This is a genomic window from Bradyrhizobium sp. LTSP849 (assembly GCF_000938255.1).
Classification (GTDB): Bacteria; Pseudomonadota; Alphaproteobacteria; order Rhizobiales; family Xanthobacteraceae; genus Bradyrhizobium.
In genome coordinates this window covers 81377-100834 of sequence record NZ_JYMR01000052.1, presented here as the reverse complement: position 1 = coordinate 100834, position 19458 = coordinate 81377, and the positions used below count along the sequence as shown (strand labels likewise).

Below are 19458 nucleotides of genomic sequence, written 5' to 3'. Positions count from 1 at the left end.
AATGACGAAGGCAACAAGAAGAAACGTGAGGAGAACATGACATGCCAACGCCACTCCGGTCGGCCTGCGCCGGCCTCGTTCTCGCAGCAGTGCTCGCCATGCCCGCTTTAGCCGATGGTTTGAAGGACGAAATCGCGCCGACCGGCAAGCTGCGGGTCGCGATCGCGATCAGCCAGGCGGGCGGTGCGTTCTGGTCGACCAAGACCGAAGCCGGTTATGCCGGCGTGCCGGTCGATCTCGGCAGGGAGATGGCTGCCCAGCTCGGCGTTCCCGTCGAATATGTCGTGCACCAGAATTCCGGACAGATCACCGACGCCGCATCGAAAGGCACTCTTGAAAAAGGTGCTTGGGACGTCACCTGGCTGCCCAAGGATCCCGAGCGCGAGACCAAGATGATGTTTGGCCCGATCTACGAGGTCGCGGACGCCACCTACATCGTCAAGGCCGGTTCGAACGTCACCAATTTTGCCACGCTCGACCAACCCGGCATCAAGGTCGCGGCCGTCAACGCCACCACCACCATGCGCGGTGCCGTCGCGCATCTGAAGAACGCGCATGTCACGGGCTACCAGACCTATGATGAGATCTTCGGCCTGCTGAAGAACGGCGAGGTCGACGCCTTCGCGCTGTCGCGCGACCAGCTCAACAAGCTGGCGCAGAAGCTTCCGGGCACGCGGGTGCTGGACGAAACGTTCAAGAAGACTGTCACAGCGGTCGCCGTGCCGCTTGGCCATCAGGAGTCACTTGCCTTCGTCGCAAAATTCATGAACGAGGCGGTGACGAACGGAACGTTGCGCAAGGCCTATGACAATAATGGGCTGAAGGACTCGCCGATCCGTACAGAGTAGGGCGCGCGGCGCAGGGTGGCTGCGCCGCGTCCGGGCCCTATGGCTCCGCGGTTCCGATGCCTGCCGGGCTCACCTGCATCTTGAGCGTGGCCGTCTTGTTCAGCGTCTTTCCGTCGAACGAGAACGCGATGAGCTCGCTCTCGACCATGCATTGGGTCAGGAGATATCTGGAGTCCTTCGACCACGCCATGCCCTGGCACCAATGGCCGATCTTTGCTTCCGCCACCGGCGCGAGCTCGGTCCCCGAGATCTTGTAGATCTTCAGCAGGCCGAAATCGTTGAAGAACGGCGAGGCCGACGGTTTGTTCGAGCCGTTCATGACGGTGACGGCAACGTAGTTGCCGTCCGGGGACATCTTCACGCCCTCAGGCGTCTGCCCGACGCTCACTGTGTTGACGACGCGGATCGGCTTCGCTGTCATGTCGATCAGGCTGATCGTGTCGGTGTCACCGCCGCTGGCGCCGACATTGCCGACGATGGCGGTGGCGTTCGCGGTGAGATCGATGTCGTAGGGGCGCACGCCCGAATAGAGGTCGCGCTTGGCGTACTCGACCTTGCTCCCATCCACCGTCAGCAGCGAGATCCGGCTGTCTCCGTCGCGGGTGACCAGCGCGGTCGCTCCATCGCGCGAGAACACGGCGTGACTGGGGCCGGATTTGGCATCGCCGAGCTGGATCTTGCCCGCCGGCGTCAAATTGTTGCCACTGATCGTGAAGACCGAGACCGTGCCTTCACTCCGGTTGGCAACCAGCGCCAGCGTCGCTGAACGGTTGATCGAGACGCCAGCCGCACCCGCCCCGGCCTGCAAGGTCGCGAGTACCTTGGGCGGAGACGATTTCAGGTCGATGACGGAGAGCTTGTCGTCGGGCATCGTCTTGGTCGCATCCGCCGGATCGACCTTCATGGCGCCCGTGACCAGCGCAAACGCGCCATCGGGGGCGACCGCGACGCTTGGCGGCGGGCCGACGACGCTGGCGGGGGCCGGTATCTCGGCGAGCACCTTCAGCGTGCCGTCGGTGAAATCGATGACGCTGACCGTGTCCGGCAGCGGCTGCTTGCGCACCACGGCATTGCCGTTCTCCAGCGCCATCTTGCCGTCATTGGCGGTGACGACGATCTCGGCATGTGCGGCGAAATTGGCCAGGCCGGCCAAGGAGGTTGCCAGCAAGGCTGATGCGGCACGGCATGTGCGGGTGCGAAGAACGGTTTTCATGTTTTCCCCCGTAAGTTTTTGTTTGGCGAAGCTAAATGCAACCGAACAGATTTCGCAATAACTCCCCGGCGATCATTTTTGCATTGGCACACGGAATAAATGCGCATGACGCGGCCCTGGCGGGGATGATGCGCAACAGCCCCCGGCAAAGCCCGTTCGTAAAAATTTCTGTCCGAACAGCCGCGCAAAGTGTCTCTTGCGTCAAACTGACACAGCTCTGTCAAATGTGATCGCTAGGGTCGCGGCGTCACTCCTTCGGGGCAAAACAGAGATGAAATCCAAATTTTTGACGACGGCTGCGATTTTCGCGGCCGCGACTGCACTTGCGTGCGCCATGCCGGTTCTCGCAGACGATTTCGGCCGGGACCGGGATCATGACCACGATCGCGATCATGATCACCATCCGCATGAGGTCCACACCGAGACGCCGATCAAGCATCTCGTGGTCATCTTCAACGAGAACCGCTCGTTCGATCATTACTTCGCGACCTATCCCAATGCAGGCAATCCGTCGGGCGCGATCCCATTCGTGCCGAAGCCGCATACGCCGAAGGTCAACAACCTCGCCAACGCCAATCTGCTGGTGAACAACCCGAACAACAACCCGGCCAACGGCACCGGCGCGGCCGATCCGTTCCGGCTCGACCGCACACAGGCCAACACAAAGTCGCAGAACCACGCCTACACACCCGAGCAGCAGGCCGTCGACAACGGCAAAGAAGACCTGTTCCCGAAATTCACCGGCCGCGGTACCGCCGGCGGCGCCGGTGCGTTCGGCACCAACGGTCAGGTGTTGGGCTATTTCGACGGCAACACCGTCACGGCGTTCTGGAACTACGCCCAGCACTTCGCCATGAGCGACAACAACTGGACCGACACCTTCGGTCCGTCGACTCAGGGCGCGCTCTCGGTGGTTTCCGGCCAGACCAACGGTGCGCAGAACATCGTCGGCACCTCATCGTCGATCGCCGACGGCCAGGGCGGCCTGACGCTGATCGGCGACACCGACCCGGCCTATGATTCCTGCTCGAGCACGACCAGCACCGTGCTGATGACCAGCAAGAACATCGGCGATCTGCTCAACGACGAGCACATCAGCTGGGGCAGCTTCATGGGCGGCTTCGACACCACGCTCAAGAACGCGAACGGCACCACCGGTTGCGGTCGCAGCACCTTCTCAGGCAACGTCAACGGCACCATCGCGGACTATATTCCGCACCACGCCTGGTTCCAGTACTACAAGTCGACCGCCAACCCGACCCACGCGCGGCCGAGCTCGGTCAATGCGATCGGCCACACTCATGACTTCAATGGCAAGGTCGATCCTGCCAACCACGCCTACGATCTCGAAGACCTCTATGCCGCGATTAAGGCCGGCAATTTCCCGGCCGTCTCCTACGTCAAGATGCCGGCCTTCCAGGACGGTCATCCCGGCAACTCCGATCCGCTCGACGAGCAGGCCGGCAATGTCGAGCTGATCAACTTCCTCCAGAAGCAGCCGGAGTGGCGCGAGACCGCCGTCATCATCACCTATGACGACTCCGACGGATGGTACGACCACCAGTACCTTGCGCCGAAGAGCGCCTCCTACGATCCGACCGCCGATCAGGTCAACGGCCCCGGCGTCTGCGGCCTCGGTCCGCAGAAGCAGCCGGCGCCGAAGGGCCTCAGCGGCAAGCCGGTGAATGGCCGCTGCGGTCCGGGCACGCGCGTTCCTCTGATCGTGATCTCGCCCTATGCCAGGACGAACTACGTCAGCCACACCTACTCGACCCAGGCTTCGGTGATTCGCTTCATCGAGGACAATTGGCTGCGCGGCCAGCGCCTGGGCGGCGGTTCGTTCGATGCCTCGACCGGATCGATCATGGATCTGTTCGACTTCGATCAGGACCATCGCCACGACTTCCGCACTGACGCGCTGTTCCTCGATCCGACCGTCGGCACGGTCATCGTCAGCCCGCCGGACGAGCACCACCACCACTAGTTCTACAGGACGTCATATGCACAGCCGCACTTTGTGGCTCCTCGGCGCCGGCCTGCTCTCGCTGGCCGGCGCTGTCTTTGCGGTCGAGACGCGAGGACTGGCCGAGGCGACCCCGTCTGGCCTCAATCCGAACCCGGTTCATCTCTATCGCCCGCCGGTCGCGCCGCTCTCGGCGATGGCGCAGCTCGGCAAGGCGATCTTTTTCGATGCGTCGCTGTCCTCGTCCGGCGCGCTGTCCTGCGCGTCCTGTCACAGCCCGGACCATGCCTACGGCCCGCCCAATGACGGGCCGGTCATGCTCGGCGGCGCCACCCTGTCGCGGCAGGGCGCGCGTGCCGTTCCGTCGCTGACCTATCTGGAGCGCCAACCGAATTTCAGCATCGGCCCCGACAAGGGCGACGACGACAATATCATCGACCTCGCGCAGATGGCCGCGCTCGGCCAGCAGGCCGCACGTACGACCAAGACCGCGGGCGGCACGGGCGCGTCGGCGAACATCGTGCCGCAGGGCGGCCTGTTCTGGGACGGTCGCGCCGACACACTTCAGGACCAGGCGCTGTTCCCGCTGCTCGATCCCAACGAGATGGACGGCGGCAGCGCCGAGATCGTCGTGGACAAGCTACATCATGCGCCCTACGCCCAGCGCTTCGTGGAGCTGTTCGGCGCCGGCGTCCTGAAAAATCAGCGGCTATTGATCGCGGAAGCGATGTTTGCCGTGGCGCGCTATCAGGTCGAAGAGGCGAGCTTCCATCCCTACAGCAGCAAGTACGATTACTGGCTTGAGGGCAAGGCGCGGCTCTCCGAGAGCGAATTGCGCGGCCTGCAATTGTTCAACGATCCTGACAAGGCGAACTGCGCCGGCTGCCACACTTCGGCGCCGACCCGCGACGGCCTGCCGCCGCTGTTCACCGACCATCAGTACGAGGCGCTCGGCGCGCCGCGCAACGCCGCGCTCACGAACAATCGCGATCCGAACTATTTCGATCTCGGCGTCTGCGGCCCGCATCGCACCGACGTCGCCGAGCAGACGCAATATTGCGGCATGTTCCTGACGCCGACGCTGCGCAATACCGCGACGCGTCACGCCTTCTTCCACAACGGCGCCTTCAGCACCCTCGAGCAGGTGATGGACTTCTACAATTTCCGCGACATCAACCCGGACAAGGTCTTTCCGCATGCCGCCGACGGCGCGGTGCAGAAATACGACGACCTGCCGCAAAAATATCATGCCAATGTCGATGTCACCGATCCGCCGTTCGATCGTCACCTCGGCGACAAGCCGGCGATGACGGAGCGGGACGAGGCCGACATCATTGCCTTCCTGAAGACGCTGACGGATGGCTACAAGCTGGAGAACTAGCTCGTCCTGCCCGCGTGCCACGCGGCCAGCACGCGGTTCTCTCTCAGCGCGGCTTGATCTCCGCGTATTTCGCCATCGCCTTCTCGAATTTCCGCTTGAACAGCCACATCGCGCCGAGAATTTCGCGGAAGCTGGCTGATGTTCGCGCCCTGTCGGCCTGTCCGAAGGCGAAGATGCTGTTGTTGCGCAGATGTTTCATGATGGTGGGATTGGACACCCTGTAGCCGAGCAGGTCGCCCGATTTGAGCGCGGACCGCGTCGGGGTGGGGATGATCTGGATTAGCTCGAACAGCTTCATCTGGTCGATCGGATCCGGCAGTGTCTTCACGATCGCGGGGATCTCGGCAAACAGCTCCGCATGCGCGTTCATCAGGCCGTCGCGCACGTTGGTCCAGTGATTGAAGCGGTGATCGGTGCCGCGGGCCCGCGCCTCTTCCTTGTCGTCGCGCGCATTCAGCCCGGGATCGGTGGCTGCAATCGTCGGCTTGATGGCCTCCCACTTCCTGTGGCCGTTGCGGTCTTCGGACGGGCCGGTCTGGAAGCTGCCCATATAGGTGTTCGAGCGCCCGTTGCGGACGTTCTGCTTGCCGTTGGTCTCCGCGTAGAACAGCCCCAGGCTGATCCGGCCCGCCGCGTCGGCGTGCACCGGCGCGAGCCCCTTGGCACGCGCAATCGCTGCGGCAAGATCGACGACGTCCTTGAACGGCGTCGCGGAGGCTTGCGCGTCTGCGGGCGGCGCCTCCATGATCTCGAACAGCCTCGCATATTCGTCGACCAGCGGCTCGATCTCGGCATCGAAATAGGCCGGGGGAATTTCGAACTTGTTGGGCTTTCCGATCCGCGACGGCATGGCGTCGGTGAGATCCTTGTAAGCACTGATCACCGCGACGCGCGCAAGATAGAGCGCCTGGCCCGGCAGGTTCGGCAGCGGCTGCTTCGCCTCGATCTGGCTGCGCCGCTCGGCAAGGATCGATTTGAAATCGCCGAGCGCGCGATCGTAGGCGGCAACCGCGTCGGATTGCTTCGCCGTGAGCGCGCTCTGTCCCAAAGCGGGCGTTGTGAGGAGCAGGGCAAGCGCCGCCATCACAGCGGCGGCGTGACGTCTTGGTCGCATCGCGGGCTCCCAGGGCCTATCGATTCGGCAGCTGCGCAGATCGTAAGCATCCGCGCGGTGTCGGTCGAGGAAGGAGAGCTTCATATCTCCGTAGAACAACGGGTTTTTCGGCTGAGGCTGACCGGAGGCTGACAAAACGCCTTTACGTTTCAGTAGCTTCGCATCAGCACAATGCACCATCGCATCAAGGACGATTCGAGTCTTCCGGCGCGAAATTTATCATCAGTGCTACCGCGCGTTGGTTCTGGCATCAGCTTCGTCTCACCTTTTTGCAATTCATCTCAGTCATTTCAATACGAACAGTCGGGCGGGGCTTGGCAGTGGCAATTCTCGAAACGATCGGCCGTCTTGGACGGCTCATGTCGCGATTGAAGCGCGACACCGATGCCAATATCGCCGTCACTTTCGCGATCGCGCTCGTGCCGATCATCGCGACGATTGGATGTGCCATCGACTACAGCATGGCGACGCGCATCAAAGCCAAGCTGCAAAGCTCGTCGGATTCGGCCAGCGTCGCCTCGATCTCGATCAACTCGGCCGGCTACATCGCCGCGATGGCTATGACGTCGAACGGTTCGGTTTCCGCCGGTGTGACGGAGGCGAACAACATCTTCAGCGGAAATGCTGCGACATTCGCCAACAGCTACACCAATCTGGGTGTGACGAGCACCGTCACCAAGACCGGAAACAAGCTGACGTCGAATGTGCAGTTCAGTGCGAATGTGCCGGTCACCTTCATGCAGCTGCTCGGTTACAAGAGCCTGAACGTGACCGGTAGCTCGTCATCGACCACGACCTTGCCGCTGTATCTCGATTTCTATCTGACGCTGGACGTCTCTGGCTCGATGGGTCTGCCGTCGACCACCAAGGAAGCGCAGCGCATGCAGTCGATCAACCCCGACAACTATCAGCAATATCCGACGGGTTGCACGCTCGCGTGCCATTTCTCGCCCCAGAACAGCGCCTGCACAGACTCCGGAACGCAGGGTTATCCCACCAACAATTACTGTCTCGGCTATGCCATCTCGCGCGTCAGTCAGAGTGGATACAAGGGGCTCCTCACCAAGAAGAACAGCAATCCCATGAAGGTGGAGTTGCCGTCTTCGATCGTCTCAGGCCTGCCGAATTCGCTCTACTCGAATCTCACGACGGTGGCGAACTGTCCGACTGACGGGACCGATTCCTGCATTCAGTTGCGTCTGGATGCCGTCGGCTCTGCGGTCAACCAGCTGTTCGTCACGGCGAACAATACCGAGAAGGTGGCGAACCAGTTCCGGATCGGTCTCTATCCCTTCATCCGGTATGCCTATGCGTATTATGGCCTGACCAGCAGCATCAACGGTTCGACGACCAATCCTTCGACCATCAACTATGCGGCTGCGAATCTGGCGACCCTGCTCGATACCAATATGAGCACGGATCTCGGCTCGGGCGGCACGCATATCGATACGGCGCTGTCGAACGTGAACGACCTGATCAAGAGCGTCGGCGACGGCAGCGCGTCGACCAACACATTACCCTACGTCTTCCTCGTGACCGACGGCGCACAGGATCCGCAGGTCAAAGGCGTTCCCAACGGCTCCTGGTCCGGCAGCAACCACGCTACGACGATCGATCCGACCACGTCGTGCACGCCGCTGAAGAAGCGCGGCATCATCATTTCGGTACTTTACATTCCCTACCAGAAGATCGACCCCGTCAACACGTCCTTCGCTGGCGATGAGGACGATTACGCCAACTGGAACATCCCGAATATTCCGACGAGCCTGCAAAACTGCGCCTCGCCGGGCTTCTTCTACACCGCGAACACGCCAGCCGACATCACGGCCGCATTAAACGCGATGTTCAATCACGCGGTCAACGAAGCCCGCATCACCAACTAGGGTGGCTTCACGCCGCCCGGTACTCCGGCGCCGAAGCCAGGAACTTCGCATAGGCATCCGCATCCGGCGGCAGGAAGCGCCCAGCGAGCCCGCCGCGCTTCTGTTCCTTGGCGCCGATGTCAGCCATCAGCTCGTCGAAATGGCGGTAGTGATACGGCGCGATGCACAGGCCGCCATAGACACTCGCGGCCGGCCGTTCGACGCGCTTGAAGTGCAGCATCATCTCGATGCTGTCGCGCATCTGTTGTGTCGTTGGCTGGCGAGCGAGCTGGCCATCGGCGTAGCGGACCAGCCAGTTGGCGGCGAGATCGGCGCAGAGCACGGTGCAGAACGACGAGTTGAAGCCGACGAAGCCCAGCTCCGGCAGATCGGGATTAGCGATCAGGCGATAGAGCCGGTACTGCCCGTCCGCATCGACCAGCTTTGCCTGATACGCCCCCGGCAGGAAGGGCACGCCGAGTTTATAGCCGATCGCGAGCACGGCGACGTCGGCCGCTATGCGCTCGCCGCCGCTCATGACGATGCTGTTGCCTTCATAGTGATCGAAGCTGCCGAACACCGCCTTGATGCGGCCGTCGGCCACCATCGGATAGAAGCCGGGCGTTGCGATCGGCACCGAGCAGTTGACGCCGTCCTCGATCCGCTCCTTGGGCACCATGTTGCATCGCTTCAGCTTGAGCTGCACCTTCAAAAGGCTTTCGAGCCCGCGCCAGTTGGCCCAGACGAGGGGCGCGGCGATGCGATGGGCCAGCCGTGCAATCGCGCTCGCACCCCAGCCCGGAAACATGTCCTCCTGGGCGCGGATGTAGAGGATGCGCTTGAAGTTCACGAGCCCGCCGATGAAATACGGGATGCGCCAGATCCGCTCGCGCATCACGATTGTCACCTCGCGTGCGCCCGATTTCACCGCATTCACCGCGATGTCGGTTGCCGATTTCGATCCGCCGAGCACGACGACGCGGCGGCCCTTCGCCAGCGCAGGGTCGTTGTATTTCGACGAATGCAGGATCTGTCCGCCCTGCGCCAGGAAATCGTCTTGGCCGGCACAATCCAGTCCCCGCGGCTCATTAAACTGGCCCGTGCAGACCGCGACGAAGTCGAAATCCTCCTTCGAGGTCGCGCCGCTGTTGTCGGAAAGCGTGAGCAACCAGCCCGGCTTGCCGTCGGTGCGGCGCTCCATGCCCGCGACGCTGGTGCCGAGACGCAGCATGCGGTCAAGGCCAAAGTCCCTCGCGTAGTCGGTGAGATAGGCATGGACTTGCGGCCCGGTCGGCCATTCCGGATAGGCCTCCGGCATGGCGCGGTCGGTGTAGCGGTAGAGATCCTTGGGGCTCTGGGTCTGCACCTCCGGATAGGAGCGTGCCGGCTCCCAGACGCCGCCGAGATCGGTACTGCGTTCGACGATGGTGACGAGGTGACCGCGGGTGGCGAATGCCTTTGCGGCGGCAAGGCCGGAGACGCCAGCGCCAATCACGCAGACATGCTTTGGGCTGACCATGGGACTGCTCGCAATCGAGGTTGTCTTTGGGCGCAAGCGGCCGCATTCGGCCGCAACGCGCGACCGCAAGCAGCTGAAATGGACGAGGAGGCCGGCCGTCTAATCGTTGGCTTCGGGCGGCAGGAAGTCGACCTCGTGCAGGGCCGAGATGCGCACGACTTCGGCGGGGTCGGCCAGATTGTGGAGCTGGTTGAACAACGCTTCCAGCTTCTGCATCGGCGAGACCCAGAACAGCGCGCGTGCCGGTTTGTCGGATTTGTTGAAATAGCCGTGCGGGATGCCGCGCGGCAGGCGCACGAGGTCGCCGGCATGGGCCTTGACCCATTTGCCGTCGAGCTTGAGGTCGAGCGTGCCTTCCTGCACCAGGATGAATTCGTCCTGGGTCGGATGAATGTGCACCGGCACGAACTGGCCGGGCTCGCTGTTGGTCTCGAACGCGAAGGTGGAGTCGGTGACGGCTTTTGGGAAATAGACCTGGCCCAGAATATTCCAGCTCTTGCCGTCATAGCCCGTACCGTTCGCGGTAATGCCCTTTTCGAGTGCAGTCATGGCTCGCCTCCATATGGATCCCGGCTGAGGGAGCATCGGATAGCGGCCGGGCGCTGTCTATCCGCCAAACGAATCCGGACACGTCCGGTGCGGTGCGGCACGACGTTTTTGCGACTGGGCTCTTTCGGGGGACCGGAAACTATTATAGGTTTAAAATAATTCCGCAACGCGAAGCGTGGTCGACGATGTCTGCAGCCGAGCTGGAGATGAGCGCGAACCGTTCCCAGGCCATCAGGCTTGCGGACTTCGCCCGCGTCTCGACAGGCGACGTCGACGAGGCGGCGGAGCAGATCGGCCGCATCTTCTGCCCACATGATTTGCAGCCGCTTCGGGCCAGGGCCGCCGGCTTTTACGCGAGGCACAATTGCGCCACCTTTGACGGCTTTTCCATCAACTACGTCGCCTATGGCGGCTCGGTCACGATCGATCCAGGCTGCCTGGAGAGCTTTTTCCTGGTGCAGATTCCACTGAGGGGATCGACGAAAATTCGTGCCGGCAGCCAGGATTTCGCAACGTCGCCCGGAGCGGTGGCGTCACTGCTCTCGCCGACAGTGCCGACCCGGATGGTCTGGCACGACTGCGCCCAGCTCATCCTGCTGCTCGACCGCCGCATGGTGGAGCAGCGCGCCGCGGCGCTCTCCGGCAAGTCCGCAGGTGCGGTCGAATTCGATTCGGCCATCGATCTCAACGCGCCGGCCGCGCGCAGCCTGTGCGCAGGACTCGATGAGTTGATGACGCTTGCCGAACGTCTTGGCCCCGCGGGCAGGCTCCCGGCAGTAGCCGTCGCCGATTGGCGCGAGACGCTGCTCGATCATCTCCTCAACGGCCAGCGGCACGACCTGTCAGATGCAATCACGACCTTTTCCGGCAGAGCGGAACGGCTGCCGCGCGCACTGCGCGCCGCGCGGGATTGTCTCGAAGCCAACGCCATCGAGCCGCTCGATCTCGATCAACTCGCCTGTGCCTCCGGCATCGGCATCCGCGCGCTGCAACTCGGTTTCCGCCGTCACTTTGGCCTGTCGATCTCGGAAATGCTGCTCGACATTCGCCTGGCGCATCTTCACGCACGGCTCTTGCACGCCGCGCCCGGCGCCTCCATCACCGACATTGCCTTCGATCTCGGCTTCACCCATCTCGGCCGCATGGCCGGCGCCTATCGCGAAAAATTCGGCGAGACGCCGTCGGCGACGCTGAGGCGGCGGGTGAGCTAGAGGCGCAGGGAGCCGCTTATTTTCGCGATCGTGTCGCAGCGCTGTCGTCCGACGACTGCTTGCGCAGGAAGCCCTCGGCCTCGGCCTGCACCGAATAGGGCGTCGGGATCGGATCGCCGACGGAATCGACGGCGGTGTCGAGAGAGCGGCGCAGCATGCGCGCAAGCTCAGCCTTGCGGTAGGGCTTGGTCAGAAGCGGCGCGCCCGCTGTGGCGCGGCTCTGCGCGTGCGGCGAGTCATAGGCATAGCCCGATGTGAAGAGGACACGCAGGGAGGGGCGCGCTGCCACCATTTGCTCGGCGAGCTCGCGCCCGTTGATGCCGCCGGCCATCACGATGTCAGTGAAGAGCAGGTCGAACGGTGTCCCTTCGGCCGCGATGGCGAGCGCTTCGGTCGCGTTGGCGGCGGGGAGGACCTTGTAGCCGAGGCTCTTGAGCTGGACGGTGACATATTGACGGACGTCGCGGTCGTCCTCGACGCAAAGGATGGTTTCCGTCCCGCCCACGACCTTGCGTTGGTCATAACCGGTCGGGCGAAGCGTGCTGCTCTCGGCCTTGGGCAGGTAGATCATGAATGTCGTGCCGCGGCCTTCCGCGGAGCTGACCTTGATGCCGCCGCCGGACTGCTTGACGAAGCCGAACACCATGCTGAGCCCGAGCCCCGTGCCCTTGCCGACCTCCTTGGTCGAGAAGAACGGATCGAAGATCCGCTCGACAATGGCTTGCGGCATGCCCGTGCCATTATCAGCGATCTCGATCTCGACATAGTCGCCGGCATAGCCGGCGCCGACCGCGACGGCTTCGCGGACGCCGAACACGACGTTGCGTGTCGTCAGCGTGAGCTTGCCACCATCGGACATCGCATCGCGGGCGTTGATGGCGAGGTTGAGTAGCGCCGAGCTGAGCTGTCCGCGGTCGGCGAAGGCGAGCCAGATCTTGCCGTCGAGCTTCGTCACGATCTCGATCTTCTTGTCGAAGGTCGCCAGCAGCAGCTTTGCGAGCTCTTCGAGCAGTTCGTTGACGTCGATCTCGGCCGGCAGCAGCGCCTGCTTTCGCGCAAAGGAGAGCAGGCTCGATGTCAGCGCGGCGCCGCGGTCGGCCGCCTCGCTGATCAGCTTGGTGATGGTTGCGAGCGGCGGGTCGTCCTTCACGGCGTCGGCAAGGATCTCGATCGTGCCCGTGATCACCGTGAGCATGTTGTTGAATTCATGCGCGATGCCGCCGGTGAGCTGGCCGATCGCGTCCATCTTCTGGGACTGGATCAACTGCTCCTCGGCGGCGCGCTTTTGCGTCACGTCCTTGACGAAGTTGTTGATCATGGTGCGGCTGCCGAGGCGGAGCACCGCGCTCGACGCCTCGATCAGGATCTCGTCGCCGTTCCGGTGCCGCAGGCTTGCTTCGAAGCGGATGCCGATCGGGGTGTCCGACAATTCCGGCAAGAGCCGCATCATGCGTTGCCGAAAGCCCGCGCGGAGCGGCTCGGCGATCAGGAGGTCGACGACATCGGCGCCGATGGCCTCCTGCCGCGACCATCCGGTCAGGGCTTCGGCCTGAAGGCTCCACTCCAGCACAATTCCGGTTTCGTCGGTCTGAACGAAGGCATCGAGCGCGGTCTTGATGACGGCTTGCGTCATCTGTGCGCTGTCCGCGCGCGTCTGCGCCTGCTCGGCCAGCTGCATGGCGATGCCCTTGTCCTGCGATAGCTCGATCGAGCGTGCGCAGAGCCGTGCGAGCAGCACCGCAACAGCGGCGCTCGCCAGCAGGGCAACGAGCTGGGCGATGCCAAACCCGCTGGCGACAGCATAGGAGGCGACGAGAGCCACAGCGGTCACGACGACTTGCGCGGCCATCGCGAGTGTCAGAAGCCCCCTGGGTTTCATGGTCTCATACCAAACACGTCAGCCGCGGATTGCCCCGGCCGCCCTGCCGAGGAGTCCGGCTTCATGTGAGCTACCGATTCCGTGCCGCTCCGTCGAGGGACAATTTCGGGCGCTGCCGGACGGCGGCGGGGCGCTTCAACCTGCGGGCGAATCAGTCTGTTGCAGTGTTGTGACCCAGATCACGCGCGCCGCCTGCTGGGTCGGGTTGTCGAACATGTGCGGTACGATGCTCGGAAAGCGGAAACTGTCGCCGGCCTCTAACAGATGGGCCTGGTTGTCGAGCCACAGCCGCAGGCTTCCGGACAGGATGTAGCCGGCCTTCTCGCCGGTGTGCTGCAAGAAATCGGTGCCGGACGAGGCGCCGGGATTGAGCGTGAGGTCATAGAGCTCGAGCTGGCCCGTGCCTTCCGGCGTCAGCGCTTCCTTGACGACGCCGCTGGCTGTGAGCCGCAGCAGGCGCCGGTTGTTCTTGCGCACGATGTAGCGCTGCACGTCGGCGGCTGGATCGCTGGTCTCGAAGAAATAGGAGATGGGCACTTCGAGCGCGATGCTGAGCAGGCGTAGCGTGCGGATCGACGGCATGGCGCGCGCGCGTTCGAGCTGGCTGATCATGCCGTTGGAGAGGCCGGTCTTGTTGGCGACGTCCTGGATCGAGAGACCGGCACGCTGACGCAGCAGCCGCACGGTCTCGCCGAGGCGCTGGTCGCTCGCCTCGTCGCTGTCGATCGTCGGAGCGTCCTTCGGACCGCTCGTGTCGCCGCGACCATCCATGTCGCTCTCCCATGCATTGCCTCGCCGCCGGAATGGCCGGCGGCGCTCAGTCAGAGTGAAAACGTCGCGCATCCTAGCAATCCGATTGACAGCTGTATTTAGTCGTGATGAACTTTTGGTAGAAAAATTTAGAAGCACTAAAGCCCACTCCTGTCCCCTTGCCGGGGTTTTGGGGGCGCGGGAGACGGTGCCGCGTGCGACAACGGAGAGTGGTCATGGCAGACGACACCGGCAAGCTCGGCGTTGGGGCACTGCAACTCGGCATTCCGAATCGCCGTCAGTTTGTCCAGCTCGGGGCGGGCGCCGCGGCGGGATGGAGCCTTGCAGGCAACGCCTTCGCCCAGACTGAACGCCCCTCCAATCCGCCGGACAAGCCGCGCGGGCAGGTGATTGCGGCGCTGTCGCAGGAGCCGACGGTCTTCCATCCGCTGATGCCCGGCATCGAGGTCGATCAGGGCGTCTGGTGGCAGGTGTTCTCGCCGCTCTGGTTCATCGATCCCGACGGCAAGTTCATTCCCGACCTCGCGCGCGAAGTCCCGACCATCGAGAATGGCGGCCTGTCGGCCGACGGCCTGACATGGAAGATCAAGCTGCGCAGCGACGTGAAATGGCACGACGGTACGCCGTTCACGGCCGACGACGTGAAGTTCACCCTCGAGTTGAACAACAATCCGGACTTCCGTGCGCGTAGTCGTGTCGGCCATAACCTGGTGAAGGACATCAAGGTCGTCGCGCCCGACGAGATCCATTGGCGGATGGAGGCTGCCTATTCGCCTTACATGTCGATTCTGGGATCGCTGACCTTCATCGTGCCCAAACATATCCTGGAGAAGGCGTCGGATCCGAATTCGTCGCCATTCCACAACGCGCCCGTAGGGACAGGACCGTTCCGCTGGGGCGAGCGCGTGCCCGGCGACCACATCCTGTTGAATGCCCATGTCGGCTACCACGGCAAGGGGCCTTACGTCGAACGGGTGGTCTTCAAATACATCCCGGACCTCACCGTTCTCTACACCCAGTTCCGCACTGGTCAGGTCGATTACACAGGCCTCGCAGGCATCCTGCCGAACTTCGTGCAGGAGGCGAAGACGCTGAAGGGCCGCAAGATCGTGGTCTCCTCGACGTCTTCGGTGGAGCACATCGCACCCAACCTGGACTTCGGTCCCTTCACCGACCGCACTGTACGCGAGGCGCTGTATCTCGCGATCAACAAGCAGGCGATCATCGATGCGCTGAATTATGGCCTGCCGACGCAGACCGAGAGTTTTGTGCCACAGCAGGCCTGGTCGTTCCAGCAGGGCCTGCCGCAACATAAATTTGATCCCGCAAAAGCCAATGCGCTGCTCGATGCCGCGGGATGGGTTCGCGGCGCAGGCGGCGTGCGCGAGAAGGGCGGCGTCAAGCTCGAATTCACCAATTCGACGACATCAGGCAACGCCGTGCGCGAGCAGACCCAGCAACTCCTGATCCAGGACTGGCGCGCGATCGGTGCGACGATGCGCGTCAACAACATGCCGGCGGCGGTGATCTGGGGCGACTTCTGGCAGCAGTCGAAGTTCAACTCGGTGATCGTGGGGGTGAATTTCATGCTTGGCAGCGACCCCGATGTGACGCCGCGCTTCGGCTCCGGCGCCATTCCCGCCAAGGGCGGCCGCGGCTACAACACCTATCAATATCAGAGCGCGGAAGCCGACCGGCTGCTTGCCGAAGGCGCCAAGCAGTTCGATCTCGCGCAGCGCAAGACCACCTATGGCGATCTGCAAAAGCTCGTCCGCAACGACCTCGCCATCCTGCCGCTGTTCCAGGGCTTCATCGCCGAAGGCGTGAAGGAGGGGCTCCAGGGTTTCCGCCCCAACATCAACATGTCGATCAATTGCTGGAACATCCGCGAGTGGTATTGGGCCTGATGCATCCGGTCCGCGGGATCGCCTGAGATGGCCCGTTACGTCGCCAATCGCCTGGCGCAGGCGATCATGCTGCTGGTGATCGTCTCCGCGATCGGCTTTGCCATCCTGCATCTGGCGCCAGGCGGTCCGCTCTCGCAATTCGCGGCCTCCGCGCAGATGACGCAGGAGGATCTCGACCGCGTCACCAAACAGCTCGGGCTCGATCGCCCGCTGCCGATCCAGTATCTCGACTGGTTCGGCCGCATGCTCAAGGGCGATTGGGGCCGCTCCTACCGCGATGGCGAGCCGGTGCTGACCGTGATCTCGTCGCATCTCGGCGCCACGCTGGAGCTGATGGCGACGGCGACCATCATCGCAGTCCTGCTCGGCTGCTGGATCGGCATACTCGGCGCGCTACGCCGCTATTCGTTGTTCGATACGCTGGCAACCGTCGGCGCCATGGTCGCGCTGTCGATCCCGACCTTCTGGTTCGGCCTCGTCACCATCTACGTGTTCTCGGTGAAGCTCGGCTGGCTGCCGGCCGGTAACCGCGAAACCGTCGGCGACGGCTCGCTGCTCGACCTGCTGCATCATCTGATTGCGCCGGCGCTGGTGCTGGCGCTGGTCGAGACCGCGATGTGGGGCCGTTTCATGCGCTCCTCGATGCTCGAGGTGATCAACCAGGACTACATCCGCACCGCGCGGGCCAAGGGCATGCCGGAATGGCGCATCCTCACCGTGCACGCTCTGCGCAACGCGCTGCTGCCGATGATCACGGTGGCGGGCCTCCAGTTTCCGACGCTGCTTGGCGGCGCGCTGGTGGCCGAGACCGTGTTCACCTGGCCGGGCATGGGCCGGCTGTTCCTCGATTCGATCGGCTATCGCGACTATCCCGTGGTGATGGGCATTCTAATGTTCTCGGCGATCATGGTGTTGATCGGCTCGCTGCTGGCCGACATCTTCTATGCCGTCGTCGATCCGCGCATCCGGGTGGGCTAGCCGATGACGATTGCGGCCCTCTCCACGGACCAGCCCGCGCCCGGCCAGGCGGCGTGGCGTCGATTCCGGCGGCACCGGCTCGCACTCGCGGGTGCCGTGATCATCCTGGTCCTTGTCCTCGGTTCGGCGTTCGGCCCGTATCTGCTGCCGTTCGACGACACCTATATCGACATCATGAAGCGGTTCGCGCCGCCGTTTGCGGGCGCGCATATCCTCGGCACGGACGAACTCGGCCGCGACGTGCTGGCGCGCTTGATGATGGGCGGACGCGTGTCGCTCTCGGTCGGTATCGTCGCGATGGTGATGGCGATGGCGGTAGGCATCGTGGTCGGCGCCTTCGCCGGGTTCTATGGCGGCGTGGTCGGCGCGGTGCTGATGCGGCTCGTTGATGCCGTGCTGTGTTTTCCGACGATCTTTCTCCTGCTTGCACTCGCCGCGCTCACCGAGCCCGGCCCCGTCACCACCACCGTGCTGATTGCGGCGACCGCATGGATGAGCGTCGCCCGCATCGTCGAGGCCCAGGTCCGTTCACTGCGCGAGCGCGAATTCGCGGTCGCAGCTCTCGCGTTCGGTTCGTCGAACCTGCGGATCATGTTCCGCGAGCTGGTGCCCAACGCGATTGCGCCGATCGTGGTGGCGGCAACGCTGAACGTTGCCCAGGCAATCCTGCTCGAATCCTATGTCAGCTATCTCGGCTACGGCATCCAGCCGCCGGCCGCGAGCTGGGGCAACATGCTCAACAACGCGCAGATCTATCTCACCAGCGCGCCCTGGCTTGCGATTGCGCCGGGCCTCGCGATCACGCTTGCCGTGACGAGCTTCAACTTCCTCGGCGACGGCCTGCGCGACGCGCTCGATCCGCGGATGAACATCCCATGATCGACAAACTTGCTTCGATTGAACTGAATACCAGGAGTGTCCGATGTCCCCGCCGCTCAACCGTATAAACAGCGACGAACGCCTGCCGGCGCAGGCGGACGTCGTCGTCATCGGCGGCGGTGTCATCGGCGTCTCCGCGGCCTATCATCTGGCGAAAAAGGGTCTCTCCGTCGCGCTGGTCGAGAAGGGGCATGTCGGCGGCGAGCAGTCGAGCCGCAACTGGGGCTGGTGCCGCCAGCAGGGCCGTGCGCGAGAGGAGCTCCCGCTTGCCCGCGAGGCGCTGCGGCTGTGGGACGACATGCAGAACGACGCCGGCGTCGATGCCGGCTTCCGCCGCACCGGCGTATTGTTCCTGACCAAGAGCAAGGACGAACTCGCCGGCTGGGAGCGCTGGGCGGCGATGGCGCGCGAGCAGCAGGTTCACTCCACGGTCCTGACGCCGGCCGAGATCGCCGAGCGCCTGCCCGGCAATGCCGAGACATGGGTCGGCGGCCTGCACACGCCGAGCGATGGGCGCGCCGAGCCGTCGATGGCCGTGCCGGCGCTTGCGACCGCCGCGCGAAAACACGGCGTCACTATTCACCAGGGCTGCGCTGCGCGTGGGCTCGAGACGCAAGGCGGGCGCGTCAGTGCGGTCGTCACCGAGAAGGGGACCATTCAAACGCAATCCGTGCTGCTGTCGGGCGGGGCGTGGTCGTCGCTGTTCTGCCGCCGCCACGGCATCGAGCTGCCGATCGGTCTCGTCAACGCCACCGCATGCCGGACCACGCCGGGACCCGAGATCACATCCGGCGCACTCGGCACCGATTTCTACTGTATCCGCCGCCGCCTCGACGGTGGTTTTACGCTGGCGCTACGCAACCGCGGTACGGTAGAGCTGTCGCCCGATCTGTTCCGTTACGCCTGGACCTTCTGGCCGACCTATCTGCATCGTCGCAATGGTCTGAAGATGTCGTTCGGCAAGTCGTTCTTCGACCAGCTCATGCGCGGCACGAGCTGGGGCTTTGACAAGCCGTCGCCATTCGAGACCGAGCGCGTACGCGATCCCGCGCCGGACATGTCGCTGGTCAATCCGGCACTCGCTTCGCTGATCAAGTCGAATCCTGAATTGAAGGACATCGAGATCGCCGAGGCCTGGGGCGGTACGATCGACTGCACGCCGGATACCATTCCGGTGATCTCGCCGGTCGACGCCTTGCCCGGCTTCTTCCTCGCGACCGGCTTCTCCGGCCACGGCTTTGGCATTGGCCCTGCGGCGGGCAAGCTCGCCGCCGACATCGTGACCGGCTCGACGCCGCTGGTCGACCCGGCGGCCTATAGCCACAAGCGCATGATCGACGGCCGCCGGCTCGCGCCGGTCAGCCCGTTCTAGAAGCGGCGGTTC

At 63.6% G+C, this 19458-nt stretch carries 15 protein-coding genes; 9 read left to right on the top strand and 6 right to left on the bottom strand.

Features of this window, described 5'->3' with window-relative positions:
- The first annotated feature begins 41 nt into the window (after positions 1–41).
- On the top strand, positions 42–848 hold the full coding sequence (locus tag UB31_RS31295) for a transporter substrate-binding domain-containing protein (protein ID WP_045013604.1): 807 nt from the start codon (positions 42–44) through the stop codon (positions 846–848).
- Positions 849–885: 37 nt separating this feature from the next.
- On the opposite strand, the gene UB31_RS31290 is transcribed toward UB31_RS31295, so the two are convergent.
- On the bottom strand, positions 886–2061 hold the full coding sequence (locus tag UB31_RS31290) for a YncE family protein (RefSeq protein ID WP_045013603.1): 1176 nt from the start codon (positions 2059–2061) through the stop codon (positions 886–888).
- Between the two features lie 271 nt (positions 2062–2332).
- On the opposite strand from UB31_RS31290, the gene UB31_RS31285 reads away from it, so the two are divergent.
- Together UB31_RS31285 and UB31_RS31280 are read left to right on the top strand one after the other, a co-directional pair.
- The gene (locus tag UB31_RS31285) at positions 2333–4045 is read left to right on the top strand and encodes an alkaline phosphatase family protein (RefSeq protein ID WP_045013602.1); all 1713 of its coding nucleotides are present in this window, start codon (positions 2333–2335) and stop codon (positions 4043–4045) included.
- A 16-nt stretch (positions 4046–4061) separates the two neighbouring features.
- Positions 4062–5405, top strand: coding sequence for a cytochrome-c peroxidase (locus UB31_RS31280; protein WP_045013601.1), 1344 nt, complete (start codon positions 4062–4064; stop codon positions 5403–5405).
- 43 nt (positions 5406–5448) lie between these two features.
- Here UB31_RS31280 and UB31_RS31275 read toward each other — a convergent pair whose 3' ends face one another.
- Positions 5449–6519: a hypothetical protein gene (locus UB31_RS31275; protein ID WP_045002135.1), complete on the bottom strand. Its 1071-nt coding sequence runs from the start codon at positions 6517–6519 to the stop codon at positions 5449–5451.
- 359 nt (positions 6520–6878) lie between these two features.
- Between UB31_RS31275 and UB31_RS31270 the strand changes: the two genes are divergently transcribed.
- Positions 6879–8402, top strand: coding sequence for a TadE/TadG family type IV pilus assembly protein (locus tag UB31_RS31270; protein WP_045013916.1), 1524 nt, complete (start codon positions 6879–6881; stop codon positions 8400–8402).
- A 7-nt stretch (positions 8403–8409) separates the two neighbouring features.
- Here the strand turns inward: UB31_RS31270 and UB31_RS31265 are convergent, their stop codons facing one another.
- Together UB31_RS31265 and UB31_RS31260 are read right to left on the bottom strand one after the other, a co-directional pair.
- The gene (locus UB31_RS31265; protein ID WP_045013600.1) at positions 8410–9900 is read right to left on the bottom strand and encodes a flavin-containing monooxygenase; all 1491 of its coding nucleotides are present in this window, start codon (positions 9898–9900) and stop codon (positions 8410–8412) included.
- A 99-nt stretch (positions 9901–9999) separates the two neighbouring features.
- The gene (locus UB31_RS31260; RefSeq protein ID WP_045013599.1) at positions 10000–10449 is read right to left on the bottom strand and encodes a cupin domain-containing protein; all 450 of its coding nucleotides are present in this window, start codon (positions 10447–10449) and stop codon (positions 10000–10002) included.
- Between the two features lie 185 nt (positions 10450–10634).
- Between UB31_RS31260 and UB31_RS31255 the strand changes: the two genes are divergently transcribed.
- Positions 10635–11660 carry an AraC family transcriptional regulator gene (locus UB31_RS31255; RefSeq protein ID WP_045002139.1) on the top strand — a complete coding sequence of 342 codons (1026 nt, stop codon included), beginning with the start codon at positions 10635–10637 and terminating at the stop codon, positions 11658–11660.
- A 16-nt stretch (positions 11661–11676) separates the two neighbouring features.
- Here UB31_RS31255 and UB31_RS31250 read toward each other — a convergent pair whose 3' ends face one another.
- On the bottom strand, positions 11677–13539 hold the full coding sequence (locus UB31_RS31250; protein WP_045013598.1) for an ATP-binding protein: 1863 nt from the start codon (positions 13537–13539) through the stop codon (positions 11677–11679).
- 135 nt (positions 13540–13674) lie between these two features.
- A complete protein-coding gene (locus UB31_RS31245) occupies positions 13675–14310 on the bottom strand; it encodes a helix-turn-helix domain-containing protein (RefSeq protein WP_045002141.1) in 636 nt (211 codons plus the stop codon).
- A 215-nt stretch (positions 14311–14525) separates the two neighbouring features.
- Between UB31_RS31245 and UB31_RS31240 the strand changes: the two genes are divergently transcribed.
- Genes UB31_RS31240 through UB31_RS31225 form a run of 4 tightly spaced genes read left to right on the top strand, consistent with a single transcriptional unit; the run spans position 14526 to position 19446 of the window.
- The gene (locus UB31_RS31240; protein WP_045002142.1) at positions 14526–16217 is read left to right on the top strand and encodes a peptide ABC transporter substrate-binding protein; all 1692 of its coding nucleotides are present in this window, start codon (positions 14526–14528) and stop codon (positions 16215–16217) included.
- A gap of 27 nt (positions 16218–16244) precedes the next feature.
- Positions 16245–17195 carry an ABC transporter permease gene (locus tag UB31_RS31235; RefSeq protein ID WP_045002143.1) on the top strand — a complete coding sequence of 317 codons (951 nt, stop codon included), beginning with the start codon at positions 16245–16247 and terminating at the stop codon, positions 17193–17195.
- Between the two features lie 3 nt (positions 17196–17198).
- A complete protein-coding gene (locus UB31_RS31230) occupies positions 17199–18074 on the top strand; it encodes an ABC transporter permease (protein WP_045013597.1) in 876 nt (291 codons plus the stop codon).
- Between the two features lie 43 nt (positions 18075–18117).
- The gene (locus UB31_RS31225; RefSeq protein WP_045013596.1) at positions 18118–19446 is read left to right on the top strand and encodes an NAD(P)/FAD-dependent oxidoreductase; all 1329 of its coding nucleotides are present in this window, start codon (positions 18118–18120) and stop codon (positions 19444–19446) included.
- Positions 19447–19458 lie beyond the last annotated feature (12 nt).

Excerpts from the sequence above, each read along its gene's own strand:
- UB31_RS31275 (WP_045002135.1), bottom strand. The coding sequence starts at position 6,519 with ATGCGACCAAGACGTCACGCCGCCGCTGTGATGGCGGCGCTTGCCCTG.
- UB31_RS31225 (WP_045013596.1), top strand. The coding sequence starts at position 18,118 with ATGTCCCCGCCGCTCAACCGTATAAACAGCGACGAACGCCTGCCGGCG.
- UB31_RS31270 (WP_045013916.1), top strand. The coding sequence starts at position 6,879 with ATGTCGCGATTGAAGCGCGACACCGATGCCAATATCGCCGTCACTTTC.
- UB31_RS31280 (WP_045013601.1), top strand. The coding sequence starts at position 4,062 with ATGCACAGCCGCACTTTGTGGCTCCTCGGCGCCGGCCTGCTCTCGCTG.
- UB31_RS31240 (WP_045002142.1), top strand. The coding sequence starts at position 14,526 with ATGGCAGACGACACCGGCAAGCTCGGCGTTGGGGCACTGCAACTCGGC.
- UB31_RS31265 (WP_045013600.1), bottom strand. The coding sequence starts at position 9,900 with ATGGTCAGCCCAAAGCATGTCTGCGTGATTGGCGCTGGCGTCTCCGGC.
- UB31_RS31285 (WP_045013602.1), top strand. The coding sequence starts at position 2,333 with ATGAAATCCAAATTTTTGACGACGGCTGCGATTTTCGCGGCCGCGACT.
- UB31_RS31230 (WP_045013597.1), top strand. The coding sequence starts at position 17,199 with ATGACGATTGCGGCCCTCTCCACGGACCAGCCCGCGCCCGGCCAGGCG.
- UB31_RS31255 (WP_045002139.1), top strand. The coding sequence starts at position 10,635 with ATGTCTGCAGCCGAGCTGGAGATGAGCGCGAACCGTTCCCAGGCCATC.
- UB31_RS31290 (WP_045013603.1), bottom strand. The coding sequence starts at position 2,061 with ATGAAAACCGTTCTTCGCACCCGCACATGCCGTGCCGCATCAGCCTTG.
- UB31_RS31250 (WP_045013598.1), bottom strand. The coding sequence starts at position 13,539 with ATGAAACCCAGGGGGCTTCTGACACTCGCGATGGCCGCGCAAGTCGTC.
- UB31_RS31245 (WP_045002141.1), bottom strand. The coding sequence starts at position 14,310 with ATGGATGGTCGCGGCGACACGAGCGGTCCGAAGGACGCTCCGACGATC.
- UB31_RS31260 (WP_045013599.1), bottom strand. The coding sequence starts at position 10,449 with ATGACTGCACTCGAAAAGGGCATTACCGCGAACGGTACGGGCTATGAC.
- UB31_RS31295 (WP_045013604.1), top strand. The coding sequence starts at position 42 with ATGCCAACGCCACTCCGGTCGGCCTGCGCCGGCCTCGTTCTCGCAGCA.
- UB31_RS31235 (WP_045002143.1), top strand. The coding sequence starts at position 16,245 with ATGGCCCGTTACGTCGCCAATCGCCTGGCGCAGGCGATCATGCTGCTG.